Annotated in this window: 25 protein-coding genes; all 25 read right to left on the reverse strand. The window is 40.4% G+C overall.

Annotated features, from left to right (window positions below):
- Window positions 1-7 precede the first annotated feature (7 nt).
- Window positions 8-442, reverse strand: a complete 435-nt coding sequence (gene rplO / locus AADH04_RS06320; RefSeq protein ID WP_434779396.1) for a 50S ribosomal protein L15 — start codon at window positions 440-442, stop codon at window positions 8-10.
- 2 nt (window positions 443-444) lie between these two features.
- A complete protein-coding gene (gene rpmD / locus AADH04_RS06325) occupies window positions 445-633 on the reverse strand; it encodes a 50S ribosomal protein L30 (protein WP_434779397.1) in 189 nt (62 codons plus the stop codon).
- Window position 634: 1 nt separating this feature from the next.
- Window positions 635-1144, reverse strand: a complete 510-nt coding sequence (rpsE, locus tag AADH04_RS06330; RefSeq protein ID WP_434779398.1) for a 30S ribosomal protein S5 — start codon at window positions 1142-1144, stop codon at window positions 635-637.
- Window positions 1145-1161: 17 nt separating this feature from the next.
- A complete protein-coding gene (rplR, locus tag AADH04_RS06335; protein ID WP_434779399.1) occupies window positions 1162-1515 on the reverse strand; it encodes a 50S ribosomal protein L18 in 354 nt (117 codons plus the stop codon).
- Between the two features lie 16 nt (window positions 1516-1531).
- Complete coding sequence (rplF, locus tag AADH04_RS06340) at window positions 1532-2065, reverse strand: 50S ribosomal protein L6 (RefSeq protein ID WP_434779400.1); 534 nt, start codon at window positions 2063-2065, stop codon at window positions 1532-1534.
- Between the two features lie 15 nt (window positions 2066-2080).
- Window positions 2081-2476, reverse strand: a complete 396-nt coding sequence (gene rpsH, locus AADH04_RS06345; RefSeq protein WP_434779401.1) for a 30S ribosomal protein S8 — start codon at window positions 2474-2476, stop codon at window positions 2081-2083.
- Between the two features lie 14 nt (window positions 2477-2490).
- Window positions 2491-2796 (reverse strand): 30S ribosomal protein S14, encoded by a 306-nt coding sequence (gene rpsN, locus AADH04_RS06350; RefSeq protein ID WP_434779402.1) that lies wholly within the window; start codon window positions 2794-2796, stop codon window positions 2491-2493.
- 5 nt (window positions 2797-2801) lie between these two features.
- On the reverse strand, window positions 2802-3344 hold the full coding sequence (rplE, locus tag AADH04_RS06355; protein WP_434779807.1) for a 50S ribosomal protein L5: 543 nt from the start codon (window positions 3342-3344) through the stop codon (window positions 2802-2804).
- Between the two features lie 12 nt (window positions 3345-3356).
- On the reverse strand, window positions 3357-3680 hold the full coding sequence (gene rplX / locus AADH04_RS06360; RefSeq protein WP_434779403.1) for a 50S ribosomal protein L24: 324 nt from the start codon (window positions 3678-3680) through the stop codon (window positions 3357-3359).
- 19 nt (window positions 3681-3699) lie between these two features.
- Window positions 3700-4068, reverse strand: a complete 369-nt coding sequence (gene rplN, locus AADH04_RS06365; RefSeq protein ID WP_434779404.1) for a 50S ribosomal protein L14 — start codon at window positions 4066-4068, stop codon at window positions 3700-3702.
- Window positions 4069-4260: 192 nt separating this feature from the next.
- Window positions 4261-4524, reverse strand: coding sequence for a 30S ribosomal protein S17 (gene rpsQ / locus AADH04_RS06370; protein ID WP_434779405.1), 264 nt, complete (start codon window positions 4522-4524; stop codon window positions 4261-4263).
- On the reverse strand, window positions 4517-4714 hold the full coding sequence (gene rpmC, locus AADH04_RS06375; protein ID WP_434779406.1) for a 50S ribosomal protein L29: 198 nt from the start codon (window positions 4712-4714) through the stop codon (window positions 4517-4519). The genes rpsQ and rpmC overlap by 8 nt, the downstream gene beginning before the upstream one ends.
- Window positions 4714-5130 carry a 50S ribosomal protein L16 gene (gene rplP, locus AADH04_RS06380; RefSeq protein WP_434779407.1) on the reverse strand — a complete coding sequence of 139 codons (417 nt, stop codon included), beginning with the start codon at window positions 5128-5130 and terminating at the stop codon, window positions 4714-4716. The genes rpmC and rplP overlap by 1 nt, the downstream gene beginning before the upstream one ends.
- The gene (gene rpsC, locus AADH04_RS06385) at window positions 5114-5818 is read right to left on the reverse strand and encodes a 30S ribosomal protein S3 (protein ID WP_434779408.1); all 705 of its coding nucleotides are present in this window, start codon (window positions 5816-5818) and stop codon (window positions 5114-5116) included. Before rpsC ends, rplP begins: the two co-directional genes overlap by 17 nt.
- A 9-nt stretch (window positions 5819-5827) precedes the next feature.
- Window positions 5828-6157, reverse strand: coding sequence for a 50S ribosomal protein L22 (rplV, locus tag AADH04_RS06390; RefSeq protein WP_434779409.1), 330 nt, complete (start codon window positions 6155-6157; stop codon window positions 5828-5830).
- Between the two features lie 9 nt (window positions 6158-6166).
- A complete protein-coding gene (gene rpsS, locus AADH04_RS06395) occupies window positions 6167-6445 on the reverse strand; it encodes a 30S ribosomal protein S19 (RefSeq protein ID WP_434779410.1) in 279 nt (92 codons plus the stop codon).
- Window positions 6446-6449: 4 nt separating this feature from the next.
- Window positions 6450-7283 (reverse strand): 50S ribosomal protein L2, encoded by an 834-nt coding sequence (gene rplB / locus AADH04_RS06400; protein ID WP_434779411.1) that lies wholly within the window; start codon window positions 7281-7283, stop codon window positions 6450-6452.
- 11 nt (window positions 7284-7294) lie between these two features.
- Window positions 7295-7603, reverse strand: a complete 309-nt coding sequence (gene rplW, locus AADH04_RS06405; RefSeq protein ID WP_434779808.1) for a 50S ribosomal protein L23 — start codon at window positions 7601-7603, stop codon at window positions 7295-7297.
- Complete coding sequence (rplD, locus tag AADH04_RS06410; RefSeq protein ID WP_434779412.1) at window positions 7600-8220, reverse strand: 50S ribosomal protein L4; 621 nt, start codon at window positions 8218-8220, stop codon at window positions 7600-7602. Before rplD ends, rplW begins: the two co-directional genes overlap by 4 nt.
- Window positions 8220-8864: a 50S ribosomal protein L3 gene (rplC, locus tag AADH04_RS06415; protein WP_434779413.1), complete on the reverse strand. Its 645-nt coding sequence runs from the start codon at window positions 8862-8864 to the stop codon at window positions 8220-8222. The genes rplD and rplC overlap by 1 nt, the downstream gene beginning before the upstream one ends.
- A 533-nt stretch (window positions 8865-9397) precedes the next feature.
- Window positions 9398-9709, reverse strand: a complete 312-nt coding sequence (gene rpsJ, locus AADH04_RS06420; RefSeq protein WP_434779414.1) for a 30S ribosomal protein S10 — start codon at window positions 9707-9709, stop codon at window positions 9398-9400.
- Between the two features lie 21 nt (window positions 9710-9730).
- Window positions 9731-10921 (reverse strand): elongation factor Tu, encoded by a 1191-nt coding sequence (gene tuf, locus AADH04_RS06425; RefSeq protein WP_434779415.1) that lies wholly within the window; start codon window positions 10919-10921, stop codon window positions 9731-9733.
- A gap of 66 nt (window positions 10922-10987) precedes the next feature.
- Window positions 10988-13084 carry an elongation factor G gene (fusA, locus tag AADH04_RS06430; RefSeq protein ID WP_434779416.1) on the reverse strand — a complete coding sequence of 699 codons (2097 nt, stop codon included), beginning with the start codon at window positions 13082-13084 and terminating at the stop codon, window positions 10988-10990.
- 27 nt (window positions 13085-13111) lie between these two features.
- A complete protein-coding gene (gene rpsG, locus AADH04_RS06435; RefSeq protein WP_434779417.1) occupies window positions 13112-13582 on the reverse strand; it encodes a 30S ribosomal protein S7 in 471 nt (156 codons plus the stop codon).
- A gap of 100 nt (window positions 13583-13682) precedes the next feature.
- Complete coding sequence (gene rpsL / locus AADH04_RS06440) at window positions 13683-14054, reverse strand: 30S ribosomal protein S12 (protein ID WP_434779418.1); 372 nt, start codon at window positions 14052-14054, stop codon at window positions 13683-13685.
- Between the last annotated feature and the right edge of the window lie 110 nt (window positions 14055-14164).

The raw sequence follows: 14164 nt of genomic DNA on the forward strand, positions 1-14164 counted from the left end.
GCCTCTATTATTCAACTAAGCTACCGCCAGCTGCTTCAATTGCAGCTTTAGCACCTTTAGTTGCTTTGATTCCAACTAACTTCACTGCTTTATCAATTTGACCTGATAAAATCACTTTTGCAGTTAATGTTTGCATTGGTATGATACCTGCTTGTTTTAACGCCAACAAATCAATTTCTTCTACAGGCAACAAAGCAAGTTCATGCAAACGCACTTCGGCAACAAAAGGAGCAGACATAGATTTAAAACCACGCTTAGGCAAACGGCGTTGTAAAGGCATTTGACCACCTTCAAAACCTACCTTATGAAAACCACCTGAACGACTTTTTTGACCTTTATGTCCACGCCCACAAGTTTTACCAAGACCACTGCCTATACCACGGCCTACTCTACGTTTAGCATGTGTTGCACCAACACCTGGTTGAATAGTATGCAATAACATAATTAGTCCTCAACTTTTAATAGGTAGCTAATTTTATTGATCATGCCACGATTTTCAGGCGTATCTAAAACTTCTACCGTCTGTTCACGTTTTTTCAGACCCAAACCACGAGCGCAGGCTCTATGTGCTTCGATGCGTCCAATTAAACTCTTTACTAAAGTTACTTTGAGAGTTTTTGCGTTTTTTGACATATCACTCTCCCAAAATTTCTTCTACTGTTAAACCGCGTTTTGCAGCAATTTGAGATGGTGTATAAATTTTATTTAAACCATCTAATGTTGCACGAACGATGTTATAAGGATTAGTTGAACCATGCACCTTAGCAGAAATATTATGGATACCCATCGCGTCAAAAACCAAACGCATAGGACCACCAGCTTTAATACCATTACCTTCTTTAGCAGGTTGCATAAACACTGTTGTTGCACCATGTTTACCCACTACTGCATGATGAATCGTACCGTCTTTAAGAGGAATTTTCACCATATTTCTACGTGCTTGATCCATCGCTTTTTGTACAGCTACAGGAACTTCTTTTGATTTTCCCTTACCCATACCAATGCGACCATCACCGTCACCTACCACAGTTAATGCAGAGAAAGCCATAATACGACCACCCTTAACCACTTTTGTTACGCGGTTAACAGAGACCATTTTTTCAACTAAGCCATCACCACGATCATCAGTTTCATGTTTTGCCATTATGATCACTCCACAAATTAGAAGCTTAAACCATGCTCACGCGCGGCTTCAGCAAGAGCTTTTACACGTCCATGGTATCTAAAACCAGAACGATCAAAAGCTACTTTATCAACACCTACAGCTTTGGCTTTTTCAGCAATTGCTTTACCTACCAATTGAGCTGCAGCAACATTTCCGCCAGACTTAACCTGCCCTTTTACATCAGCTTGTACAGTTGAAGCCTGAGCTAAAACTTTATCACCCTCAGCACTGATGATTTGAGCATATATATGGTTATTACTGCGAAAAACACATAAACGAACCATATTCAGTTCCGCAATTTTGGCACGAGTTTTGCGTGCTCGACGGATCCTAGAAATACTTTTATCCATAATTTGATGGCCTCAATTATTTTTTCTTGGTCTCTTTAAGTACAACCACTTCATCAACATAACGCACACCTTTACCTTTATAAGGCTCTGGAGAACGATAAGCACGAATTTCTGCAGCGACTTGACCTACTTTTTGTTTATCAACACCTTTAATAATAATTTCGGTTTGAGAAGGTGTTTGTACAGTTACGCCCTCAGGCATTTTATGTACAACTGGATGAGAAAAGCCTAAAGATAAATTAACTGCATCACCTTGTGCTTGAGCACGATAACCCACACCAATCAATTGAAGTTTTTTCTCAAAACCTTGAGAAACACCAACAACCATATTATTAACTAAAGCTCTTAATGTTCCAGACATCGCTTGGGCGTGTTTAGAATCATTATTAACAGCAAAAGTAATTTGACCATTGTCTAATGCAATTGCAACATCATCCGTTAAAGGTAGATCAAGGGACCCTAAACTACCTTTAATAGTCATTTTTTGCGCATCAAATTTAACATCTACTCCAGAAGGAACAGCCACTGGATTTTTTGCTACTCGTGACATTTTATCTCCCTTCTATTATGCGACGACACACAAAAGTTCACCACCAACACCGTTTGCGCGCGCTTTACGATCAGTCATCACACCTTTTGATGTTGTGACAATCGCAATACCCAAACCATTCATCACGCTAGGGATATTGTCAGAACCTTTATAAATTCTCAAACCTGGACGAGAAACACGCTCAATACGCTCAATAACTGGGCGACCAGCATAGTATTTCAATTCAATATCTAATGTTGGTTTAACTGAATCAGATGAAACAGAAAAACTTTCAACATAACCTTCATCTTTTAAAACTTGCGCAATGGCTTGTTTCAATTTAGAAGAAGGCATAGACACTGTTGCTTTTCCAGCTCTTTGTGCATTACGGATACGTGTCAACATATCTGAAATAGGATCATGCATACTCATTTTTTAATCTCCTATTACCAGCTTGCTTTAACCACACCAGGAATTTCACCGCGCATAGAAATCTCGCGAATCTTGGTACGGCCTAGGCCAAATTTACGGAATGTCCCACGTGGGCGACCTGTCAATGCACAACGACGACGTTGGCGTACTGGTAAAGCATTACGTGGAATTGATTGTAATTTTAAACGTGCTTCAAAACGCTCTTCAGAAGACAATGATTCGTTATTAATGATAGCGAATAACTCTTCACGTTTAGCAGCATATTTCGCCACTAATTTTGTACGTTTGTTTTCACGGTTAATTAATGCAAGTGTTGCCATATGTATCAACCTTTAAATGGAAACTTGAACAAAGCCAAAAGTGCTTTAGCTTCTTCATCAGTTTTTGCCGTAGTAGTAATGGTAATATTCAAACCGCGTAATGCATCAATTTTATCATATTCAATTTCTGGGAATATGATTTGCTCGCGCACACCCATATTGTAATTACCACGCCCGTCAAATGATTTACCACTTACACCACGGAAGTCACGAACTCGAGGCAAAGCAATGCTGACCAAACGGTCTAAAAACTCATACATTCTTTCGCGACGAAGTGTTACTTTACATCCAATCGGATAATCATCACGGATTTTGAAACCTGCAATAGATTTACGTGCCACTGTCACCACTGGTTTTTGGCCAGCAATTTTAGTTAAATCACCTACAGCATGCTCCATTACTTTTTTATCGGCTACAGCTTCACCCACACCCATATTTAAAGTAATTTTTTCAATTTTAGGAACTTGCATGATGGTTTTATAACCAAACTGTTTCATCATTTCTGGCACAACAGTATTTTTATAAAAATCGCTTAAACGTGCTGTCATCATCTACTCCAATTAAGCGCCAATTTGCGCGCCATTTGATTTATATACACGTACGCGTTTAACTTTGCCATTTTCCTCAACTTCTTTAATACCAACGCGATCTGCTTTTTGTGTTTCTGGATTCAAAATAGCTACGTTAGAGATATCAAGAGGCATTGCTTTTAGCGTAATACCACCGGCAATATTGCGCATTGGGTTTGGTTTTTGATGCTTTTTAACAACATTTAAACCTTCAACGATTACTTTACCGTCTAAAACCTGAATAACCGCACCTTTTTTGCCTTTATCTTTACCTGCAATCACAATAACTTGATCGCCTTTAAGAATTTTTTGCATACGTCTGTCCCCCTTTGACTTATAAAACTTCTGGAGCCAAAGAAACAATTTTCATAAAGCGCTCTGTACGCAACTCACGAGTCACTGGACCAAAAATACGGGTACCAATAGGCTCTAATTTTGCATTCAGTAACACTGCCGCATTACCGTCGAATTTAATCAACGCACCATCAGGACGACGCACACCTTTAGCAGTTCTTACAACAACTGCATTACATACATCACCTTTTTTCACACGCCCACGTGGTGCTGCATCTTTAACTGTTACCTTGATGACATCACCAACAGAGGCATAACGACGCTTAGAACCGCCAAGAACTTTGATGCACATAACGCGACGAGCACCTGAGTTATCAGCCACATCTAGCATGGTCTGCATTTGTATCATTTTTGATTACCTTTCATCCAACTTAGCTTATCTCTTTTGAATAACTGATTCAAAACCACAAGGGTTCTAATAAGCCAGTCTTGGATCCCGAGGGGAAAACCCTGAAATAAATTTCAGGCCAAGAAAAAAAATGAGAGCTTACATGAATTTCTTAATATATGCAAGCCCTCAGCTTTACTACTTCATATTTTTCTAAATCTGACGTGCTTTCTCAACCAAAGCAGTTACTACCCAAGACTTGGTTTTAGAAAGAGGACGAGATTCAGATATTTCTACCACATCACCCACTTGATATTGGTTATTTTCATCATGAGCATGAAATTTATTTGAACGGCGAATCACTTTTCCATACAAAGGGTGTTTCACACTACGTTCAACCAAAACAGTCACTGTTTTGTCCATTTTATCACTCACAACTTTACCAACTAGCGTGCGAACATTTTTTTGATCACTCATTTTCTGCCGCCTTTTCAGTTAAAATCGTTCTTACACGCGCAATAGCACGGCGAACTTTTTTAAGCTCACTGGTTTTAGCAAGCTGATTAGTTGCATTTTGCATGCGCAATGTAAATTGCGCTTTCAGAAGACTTAACAACTCTTCGTTAAGTTCTGAAATTGATTTTGCTCTAAGTTCAGAAGCTTTCATTATTGCCCCACTTGTCTAGTCACAAAAACGGTTGGGATTGGCAACTTTGCAGAAGCAAGTTTAAATGCCTCACGAGCCAATTCTTCTGGTACACCGTCCATTTCATATAACATTTTACCTGGTTGAATTTCAGCAACATAGTACTCTGGAGAACCTTTACCGCCACCCATACGCACTTCTGCTGGTTTTTCTGTAATTGGCTTATCAGGAAAAACACGAATCCAAATACGCCCACCACGTTTAATATGGCGAGTCATGGTACGGCGAGCAGCCTCAATTTGACGAGCAGTTAGGCGACCACGTCCAGTAGCTTTTAAACCAAAATCACCAAAACTTACTTTATTACCACGTGTTGCAACACCTGTATTACGTCCTTTATGTTGCTTACGATATTTTAGTCTAGTTGGCTGCAGCATTTCTACCACCTGCCTTTCTTTGTTTTCTTTCTGGAGCAGCTACTTGAGCCTGAACTTGTCCAGGAGCAACTTCACCTTTATATACCCAAACTTTAATACCAATTACACCATAAGTTGTATGTGCTTCACTCGTTGCATAATCAACGTCTGCACGCAATGTATGTAATGGTACACGGCCTTCACGGTACCATTCGCTACGTGCGATCTCAATACCATTCAAGCGTCCTGAACTCATGATCTTAATGCCTTTTGCTCCAACACGCATTGCATTTTGCATCGCACGTTTCATCGCACGACGGAACATCACACGTTTTTCAAGTTGAGACGCAATACCATCAGCAATAATTTGTGCATCAATTTCAGGTTTACGGATTTCTTCGATGTTCACATGAACTGGCACACCCATTAAAGCCTGCAAGTCACGTTTTAACACTTCGATATCTTCGCCTTTTTTGCCGATAACAACACCTGGACGTGCGCTGTGAATAGTCACTCGAGCAGACTTAGCTGGTCGTTCAATAACTACACGACCCACAGAAGCACTGCTTAAACGTTTTTTCAAATACTCGCGCACATCAATATCTTGCTTTAACATTTCAGGAAATTCCTGAGTTTTAGCAAACCATTTAGAAGACCAGTTTTTGTTAACAGCTAGACGGAAACCAGTAGGATTAATTTTTTGTCCCATTGCTTTTCCTTAATTGCCAACTGTCACATTAATGTGACAAGTTTGTTTTTCAATACGATTACCACGACCTTTAGCACGAGCTTGAAAACGTTTTAAGCTTGGACCTTTGTCAACAAATATGGTAGTCACTTTTAATGTATCAATGTCGGCGCCTTCATTATGCTCTGCATTTGCAATGGCAGACTCAAGCACTTTTTTCACTAATGCAGCACCTTTTTTAGGGCTAAAAGTCAAAATATTAATTGCTTGGGCAACATCTTTACCACGAATTAAATCTGCAACCAATCTGCATTTTTGTGCAGATATACGTGCATTATTATGTTGTGCTGAAACTCTCATTTTGTCACCTTACTTTTTCTTTGCTTTTTTATCAGCCAAATGGCCTTTAAAAGTACGAGTCAATGAGAACTCACCTAATTTATGGCCTACCATATTATCACTAATAAAAACAGGCACATGAGTTCTACCATTATGAACAGCAATGGTTAACCCAATAAAATCAGGCAAAATGGTTGAACGACGAGACCAAGTTTTGATTGGACGTTTATCGTTACTTGCACGTGCTGCATCAACTTTATCAAGCAAGTGCAGATCCACATATGGACCCTTTTTAAGAGAACGAGCCATCTAATTACCCCTTATTCGAAAAACGACGACGCACAATCATATTACTTGTACGCTTATTACGGCGAGTACGGTATCCTTTAGTCGGTGTACCCCATGGACTAACTGGCACACGACCCTCACCAGTACGACCTTCACCACCACCATGTGGATGGTCAACAGGGTTCATTACCACGCCTCGTACTGTTGGACGAATACCACGCCAACGTTTTGCACCTGCTTTACCTAGTTTTTGTAAGCTTTGTTCTTCATTACTTACTTCACCAATAGTTGCACGGCAATCAACATGAATTTTACGAATTTCGCCTGAACGTAATCTTAGTTGAGCATAAACGCCTTCTTTTGCCAATAACATTGCAGATGTACCAGCTGAACGAGCAATTTGTGCGCCTTTACCTGGTTTCATTTCAACGCAATGAATCGTTGTACCCACAGGGATATTACGAATTGGCAAAGCATTACCTGCTTTAATTGGTGCTTCGGCTCCAGAAACCAATTGCGCACCTGCTTTAACACCGCGAGGTGCAATGATATAACGACGTTCGCCATCTGCATAACACACCAAAGCAATATGCGCCGTACGATTCGGATCGTACTCTAGACGTTCTACTTTTGCTGGGATGCCATCTTTGTTACGACGAAAATCAATTACACGATAATGGTGTTTATGACCACCGCCTTTATGGCGAGTAGTAATATGACCATTATTGTTGCGACCTGCTGTTGAATTTTTTTTCTCTAACAAAGCCGCATAAGGTGCACCTTTATGCAAATCGTGATTCACGACACGAACCATGCCGCGACGACCTGCAGAGGTGGGCTTCATTTTTACAATAGCCATTTATTTATTCCTTATTCTGCGCGAGCTGCGGCTGATTCTAAGTCCAGCTCTTGACCTGGCATTAAGCTTACATAAGCCTTTTTCCAGTCTTGTCGTTTACCCATTACTTTACCAAAACGCTTTGACTTACCTTTTACCTGTATAGTAGACACGCTGTCCACTTTTACACCAAACAACAGCTCTACCGCTGCTTTGATCTCAGGTTTAGTTGCATTTGGTAAAACCTTGAACGCAATCTGACTTCTCTTTTCAGCCAATAGATTACTTTTTTCTGAAACGATTGGTGCAAGAATAACTTGCATTAGTCTTTGTTGATTCATACCCATTGCTCCTCTAAGTGGGCAACTGCCTCTTTAGTCAACACGACCTTCTTGTATTTCAACAGGCTATATGGATCAGCTTGCTGCGCTTCAAGAACCAATACGTTAGGCAGGTTACGAGACGACAAGTAAACGTTTTCATCTAATTGCTTGGTCACAAATAATACTTGCTCAAAACCCAAACCTTTTACTTGTGCAGCAAAATCTTTGGTTTTTGGTGTAGCTGCAGTTAACTCTTCTACCACAAACAAACGTTCATCACGAACCAACTGTGACAAAATAGCAGCCATACCCGCACGATACATTTTACGATTTACTTTTTGTGTAAAATTCTCGTCTGGTTTATTTGGGAACGCGCGACCACCGCTTCTCCAAATAGGAGAAGATGTCATGCCTGAACGAGCACGACCAGTACCTTTTTGACGCCAAGGTTTTTTGGTAGAGTGTTTTACTTCCGCACGTGTCAATTGAGCACGATTGCCACTACGAGCATTTGCTAAAAATGCAGTAACCAATTGATGAACCAATGCTTCATTATATTCACGGGCAAACAACGCATCAGAAGCTTGTAAGCTACCTGAAACTTGTCCTTGCGCATTAATTAGTTTTAGTTCCATTAAGCACCTACTTTCACACTTGGGCGCACGACAACATCACTATTGGTTGCACCAGGCACGGCACCTTTTACCAATAATAATTGACGCTCTTCATCTACGCGTACAATTTCTAAACATTGAACGGTTGACTTGGTATTGCCGTATTGACCAGCCATACGTTTACCTGGAAACACACGACCTGGATCTTGTGCTTGACCAATAGAGCCTGGCACACGATGAGAACGTGAGTTACCATGAGAGGTGCGTTGAGAACCAAAATTATGACGTTTAATCGTACCAGAAAAACCTTTACCTTTCGTGGTACCAGTAACATCAACTAATTGACCAACAGTAAACTGAGTCACAGCAATTGAATCACCTGCTTTTAACGAAGCAAGTTGTTCTTCATTTACTGGAAACTCATATAAACCACGACCAGCCTCTACCGCAGCTTTAGCAAAATGACCTGCTTCCGCTTTAGTAACGCGATTCGCTTTTTTGTTACCATAAGTAACTTGAATAGCTTGATAGCCATCCGTATCCAAGTTTTTCACTTGGGTGACGCGGTTAGCAGACATATCCAGAACAGTTACTGGGATTGAACGACCATCCTCAGCAAAAATCCGTGTCATGCCGACCTTACGTCCAACTAGACCTAATGCCATTTTATTATCCTTTAAAGGTGTCGATTACGATTGACCGACTCGAAATAAAACCCGCCCAAAACGGACGAGCTTGCCAGCATAACATATGTGTATTTAATCAGGCAAGTTCTCTTTAAAATTAATTATGTAAATTAACACAAACGGCAAAATTATGATCTAAAATAGCCTCAACCAAACTATACAATTTATTAATTTCTATTAATTAGGATGCATTAATTATTTAATAAACAGAGAGTTTGTTATATTTGGAAACAGTTTTGTTGACTTAAACCTTATGATTACCAATAACCAAACAACTGATTACTTCATAAAAAACAAAAGGGTTAGTTATGATAGATATATTACCCTCCAACCACTAAGCAGCCATACAGCTTACGTTATTTCATAATATACACAACAACATTTATATTCGACAATATAGTCTCTCTATTCAAGTTTAAACCCCGAAATTGACACAATATTTATGATTTAATCAAAAATTAAAAAAGCCAAGGAATATATTCCTTGGCTTTCAAGTAAAGCTATTTTACAAATTATTGAACTTTAATCTCAACATCTACACCAGCTGGTAAATCAAGCTTCATAAGAGCATCTGTTGTTTTATCAGTCCAATCAACAATATCCATCAAACGTAAGTGTGTACGAATCTCCAATTGATCACGTGATGTTTTATTCACGTGAGGAGAACGTAAAATATCAAAACGTTCAATTTTAGTTGGCAATGGAATTGGGCCTTTTACAACAGCACCAGTACGTTTAGCTGTTTCAACAATTTCTTGTGCAGAACGATCAATTAAATTGTAGTCAAAAGCTTTCAAACGAATACGAATTTTCTGAGTTTTCATTATTTACTCGCCTTCGCCGTCTTAAGCGATAACAGAGGCAACAACCCCTGCACCAACTGTACGACCACCTTCACGAATCGCAAAACGTAAGCCTTCTTCCATCGCAATCGGCGCAATCAATTCTACTGTAATCGCTACATTCTCTCCAGGCATTACCATCTCTACGCCTTCTGACAATGTCACCGCTCCAGTTACGTCTGTAGTACGGAAATAAAATTGTGGACGATAGTTCGCAAAAAATGGAGTATGACGTCCACCTTCTTCTTTTGACAATACATACACTTCTGCTTTGAATTTGGTATGTGGTGTGATTGAACCTGGTTTCGCTAACACTTGACCACGTTCCACTTCTTCACGTTTTGTACCACGCAACAATACACCTACGTTGTCCCCTGCTTGACCTTGGTCTAGCAATTTACGGAACATCTCAACACCTGTACAAGTGGTTTTCAAGGTAGGTTTCAAACCAACAATTTCAATCTCTTCACCTACATTAATGATACCACGCTCTACACGACCTGTTACCACTGTACCACGACCTGAAATTGAGAACACGTCTTCAATCGGCAATAGGAATGGTTTGTCTACTGCACGCTCTGGTGTTGGAATATAGCTATCCAATGCGTCTGCCAATGCAAAAATGGCTGTCTCACCAATTTCTGATGTATCACCTTCTAAAGCTTTTAATGCTGAACCTTTGATTACTGGGATATCATCACCTGGGAAATCATAGCTTGACAATAAGTCACGAACTTCCATCTCTACTAGCTCTAATAACTCTTCGTCATCAACCATGTCACATTTGTTTAGGAATACAATAATGTATGGTACACCTACTTGACGTGCCAATAGGATGTGTTCACGTGTTTGTGGCATAGGACCATCAGCTGCTGAACACACTAAAATCGCACCATCCATCTGTGCTGCACCTGTAATCATGTTTTTTACATAGTCAGCATGACCTGGACAATCTACGTGTGCGTAATGACGTGTTTCTGTTTCATATTCTACGTGTGAAGTATTAATGGTAATACCACGTGCTTTTTCTTCTGGCGCATTATCAATTTGATCGTATGCTTTTGCTGCACCACCAAATTTCTTAGATAAAATGGTAGTCAATGCTGCTGTCAATGTGGTCTTACCATGGTCAACGTGACCAATGGTGCCAACGTTTACGTGCGGTTTACTCCGCTCAAACTTTTCTTTTGCCATGATTGCAATTTCCTTAATAAAGAACAAAATTCGCTGCCTGAACACATTGTTCAGACAGCCTTAAAATTACTTCTTATTGTCAATAATCTCTTGTGCCACATTCGCTGGAGCTTCTGAATAATGCTTAAACTCCATAGAATAAGTCGCACGACCTTGACTGAGTGAACGCACAGTTGTCGCATAACCAAACATTGCTGATAATGGTACTTCCGCACGAATTTTTTTACCACCAATACCATCATCGTCCATACCTTGAACGATACCACGACGGCTAGATAAGTCACCCATGATATCACCCATATACTCTTCAGGTGTTTCCACCTCAACAGCCATCATAGGCTCTAACAATACTGGACGAGCTTTACGCATACCATCTTTAAATGCCATAGATGCAGCCAATTCAAACGCAATTTGCGATGAATCCACGTCATGGTAAGAACCAAACACCAAACGTGCACGAACATCTACTACTGGGTAACCAGCCAACACACCATTTTGCAATGTGTCTTGAATACCTTTATCCACAGAAGGGATGAATTCACGTGGCACAACACCACCTTTGATCTCATCCACAAACTCATAGCCACCACCTGGCTCTAAAGGCTCAAGTTTCAATACAACATGACCATATTGACCCTTACCACCAGATTGTTTAACGTGTTTACCTTCAACTTCAACGGCTTGGCGAATGGTTTCACGATAAGCCACTTGTGGCGCACCTACAGAACATTCTACGTTAAACTCGCGTTTCATACGATCAACAATAATTTCAAGGTGAAGCTCGCCCATCCCAGAAATAATTGTTTGACCAGATTCTTCATCTGAACGCATACGGAAAGAAGGATCTTCTTTTGCCAAACGGTTCAACGCCTCACCCATTTTTTCTTGGTCAGCTTTTGTTTTTGGTTCAACAGCCACATGGATAACAGGCTCTGGGAACTCCATGCGCTCTAAGATGATTGGGCTATCTTCTGCACAAAGGGTTTCACCAGTTGTGACATCTTTTAAACCAATAGCTGCGGCAATATCACCTGCGCGTACTTCTTCAATCTCGTCGCGATCATTAGCCTTCATTTGAACCAAACGACCAATACGTTCACGGCGACCTTTCACAGAGTTAACAACGGTATCGCCTGACTTTAACACACCTGAATATACGCGAATAAAGGTTAATTGCCCCACGTATTTGTCGTTCATTAGTTTAAATGCTAAAGCTGAGAATTTTTCATTGTCATCTGCCTGACGAGTTGCATGTTCACCATCAGGTGTTTCACCCCCAACAGGAGGAATGTCAGTTGGACTAGGCAAATATTCAATAACTGCATCCAACATACGTTGAACACCTTTATTTTTAAAGGCAGAACCACATAATACAGGCTGAATTTCCGTACGAATAGTACGATCACGCAGACCTTGAACAATTTCTTCTTCTGTTAATGAACCTTCTTCAAGATATTTGTTCATTAATTCTTCATTGGCTTCTGCTGCAGCTTCAACCATATGTTCACGCCATTCCTCAGCAGTTGCTTGAAGATCAGCAGGAATATCCTGATAGTCGAATTTCATCCCTTGAGATGCTTCATCCCAAATGATGGCTTTCATTTTTAATAAGTCAATGACACCAACGAAATTGTCTTCTGCCCCAATCGGTACAACGACAGGAACAGGGTTCGCACGCAAACGGGTTTTCATTTGTTCCACAACACGGAAAAAATTCGCACCTTGGCGGTCCATTTTATTGACAAAAGCCAAACGAGGCACTTTGTATTTATTTGCTTGACGCCATACTGTTTCTGACTGAGGCTGCACGCCACCTACTGCACAATAAACCATTACAGCACCATCAAGCACACGCATTGAACGCTCTACTTCTACAGTAAAGTCTACGTGACCTGGAGTATCAATAACGTTTAAACGATGCTCAGGGAACTGTGCACTCATACCCTTCCAGAAGGTAGTCACAGCAGCAGAAGTAATGGTAATACCACGTTCTTGCTCTTGTTCCATCCAGTCGGTAGTTGCTGCACCGTCATGCACTTCACCAATTTTATGGCTAAGACCAGTGTAAAATAAAATACGCTCTGATGTCGTGGTTTTACCAGCATCAATATGCGCACTAATACCGATATTTCGGTAATGTTGAATTGGGGTTTTACGAGCCACAATAATAGCCTTTTCGTATCATTAATATTAGAAGCGGAAGTGAGAGAAGGCTTTATTTGCTTCAGCCATACGATGCACTTCTTCACGTTTTTTCATGGCTCCGCCACGACCTTCAGAGGCATCAATTAACTCACCTGCTAAACGCAAGTCCATAGACTTTTCTCCGCGTTTACGTGCTGCATCACGTACCCAACGCATAGCTAAAGCTAAACGACGTGAAGGGCGAACCTCAACAGGAACTTGATAGTTTGCTCCACCTACACGGCGACTTTTCACTTCTACGATTGGTTTTGCATTAGCAATGGCAGTATTAAACACTTCAATAGCGCTTTTACCTGTTTTCTTTTCAATTTGTTCAAACGCACCATAAATGATACGTTCTGCGACTGATTTTTTACCATCAATCATGACAACGTTCATGAATTTTGATAATTCTACGCTGTTAAATTTTGGATCTGGCAATATGTCGCGTTTTGGGACTTCTCTGCGTCTTGGCATGATTCTTCCTTAATATCTATTCAGTTGAGATTTTTCTCATAAACACTCAACAAAGTGTTCACTTACTCGACAGCATGTTGTCTGTCTACGTTGCCGTACCTTACTTAGGACGCTTAGCACCGTATTTAGAGCGAGATTGTTTACGGTCTTTAACACCTGCGGTATCCAAAGAACCACGTACTGTGTGATAACGCACACCTGGTAAGTCTTTTACACGACCACCGCGGATCAATACAACCGAGTGTTCTTGCAAGTTATGACCTTCACCACCAATATATGAAATCACTTCAAAACCGTTGGTTAAACGCACTTTACATACTTTACGTAAAGCTGAGTTAGGTTTTTTAGGGGTAGTGGTATAAACACGAGTACATACACCACGTTTTTGAGGACAAGCCTCAAGTGCTGGGACTTTGCTTTTATATTCAGCAACTTTGCGTCCTTTACGCACCAATTGGTTAATCGTTGGCATTTTGCCTCCTTAAGTTCCTGTTGAAAACAATACATATAAATTTCACAGACACTTGTGTCCAGTGAACCATAAATTTTACATGCATTTTATCAAATGCGTCAACATCATAA

This window comes from Neisseria sp. Ec49-e6-T10, assembly GCF_051132615.1.
Classification (GTDB): domain Bacteria; phylum Pseudomonadota; class Gammaproteobacteria; order Burkholderiales; family Neisseriaceae.

What these genes read in the sequence shown, in the direction of transcription:
- rplO (WP_434779396.1), bottom strand. Translation starts at nt 442, where the DNA reads ATGTTATTGCATACTATTCAACCAGGTGTTGGTGCAACACATGCTAAA.
- rpmD (WP_434779397.1), bottom strand. Translation starts at nt 633, where the DNA reads ATGTCAAAAAACGCAAAAACTCTCAAAGTAACTTTAGTAAAGAGTTTA.
- rpsE (WP_434779398.1), bottom strand. Translation starts at nt 1,144, where the DNA reads ATGGCAAAACATGAAACTGATGATCGTGGTGATGGCTTAGTTGAAAAA.
- rplR (WP_434779399.1), bottom strand. Translation starts at nt 1,515, where the DNA reads ATGGATAAAAGTATTTCTAGGATCCGTCGAGCACGCAAAACTCGTGCC.
- rplF (WP_434779400.1), bottom strand. Translation starts at nt 2,065, where the DNA reads ATGTCACGAGTAGCAAAAAATCCAGTGGCTGTTCCTTCTGGAGTAGAT.
- rpsH (WP_434779401.1), bottom strand. Translation starts at nt 2,476, where the DNA reads ATGAGTATGCATGATCCTATTTCAGATATGTTGACACGTATCCGTAAT.
- rpsN (WP_434779402.1), bottom strand. Translation starts at nt 2,796, where the DNA reads ATGGCAACACTTGCATTAATTAACCGTGAAAACAAACGTACAAAATTA.
- rplE (WP_434779807.1), bottom strand. Translation starts at nt 3,344, where the DNA reads ATGACAGCACGTTTAAGCGATTTTTATAAAAATACTGTTGTGCCAGAA.
- rplX (WP_434779403.1), bottom strand. Translation starts at nt 3,680, where the DNA reads ATGCAAAAAATTCTTAAAGGCGATCAAGTTATTGTGATTGCAGGTAAA.
- rplN (WP_434779404.1), bottom strand. Translation starts at nt 4,068, where the DNA reads ATGATACAAATGCAGACCATGCTAGATGTGGCTGATAACTCAGGTGCT.
- rpsQ (WP_434779405.1), bottom strand. Translation starts at nt 4,524, where the DNA reads ATGAGTGATCAAAAAAATGTTCGCACGCTAGTTGGTAAAGTTGTGAGT.
- rpmC (WP_434779406.1), bottom strand. Translation starts at nt 4,714, where the DNA reads ATGAAAGCTTCTGAACTTAGAGCAAAATCAATTTCAGAACTTAACGAA.
- rplP (WP_434779407.1), bottom strand. Translation starts at nt 5,130, where the DNA reads ATGCTGCAGCCAACTAGACTAAAATATCGTAAGCAACATAAAGGACGT.
- rpsC (WP_434779408.1), bottom strand. Translation starts at nt 5,818, where the DNA reads ATGGGACAAAAAATTAATCCTACTGGTTTCCGTCTAGCTGTTAACAAA.
- rplV (WP_434779409.1), bottom strand. Translation starts at nt 6,157, where the DNA reads ATGAGAGTTTCAGCACAACATAATAATGCACGTATATCTGCACAAAAA.
- rpsS (WP_434779410.1), bottom strand. Translation starts at nt 6,445, where the DNA reads ATGGCTCGTTCTCTTAAAAAGGGTCCATATGTGGATCTGCACTTGCTT.
- rplB (WP_434779411.1), bottom strand. Translation starts at nt 7,283, where the DNA reads ATGGCTATTGTAAAAATGAAGCCCACCTCTGCAGGTCGTCGCGGCATG.
- rplW (WP_434779808.1), bottom strand. Translation starts at nt 7,603, where the DNA reads ATGAATCAACAAAGACTAATGCAAGTTATTCTTGCACCAATCGTTTCA.
- rplD (WP_434779412.1), bottom strand. Translation starts at nt 8,220, where the DNA reads ATGGAACTAAAACTAATTAATGCGCAAGGACAAGTTTCAGGTAGCTTA.
- rplC (WP_434779413.1), bottom strand. Translation starts at nt 8,864, where the DNA reads ATGGCATTAGGTCTAGTTGGACGTAAGGTCGGCATGACACGGATTTTT.
- rpsJ (WP_434779414.1), bottom strand. Translation starts at nt 9,709, where the DNA reads ATGAAAACTCAGAAAATTCGTATTCGTTTGAAAGCTTTTGACTACAAT.
- tuf (WP_434779415.1), bottom strand. Translation starts at nt 10,921, where the DNA reads ATGGCAAAAGAAAAGTTTGAGCGGAGTAAACCGCACGTAAACGTTGGC.
- rpsG (WP_434779417.1), bottom strand. Translation starts at nt 13,582, where the DNA reads ATGCCAAGACGCAGAGAAGTCCCAAAACGCGACATATTGCCAGATCCA.
- rpsL (WP_434779418.1), bottom strand. Translation starts at nt 14,054, where the DNA reads ATGCCAACGATTAACCAATTGGTGCGTAAAGGACGCAAAGTTGCTGAA.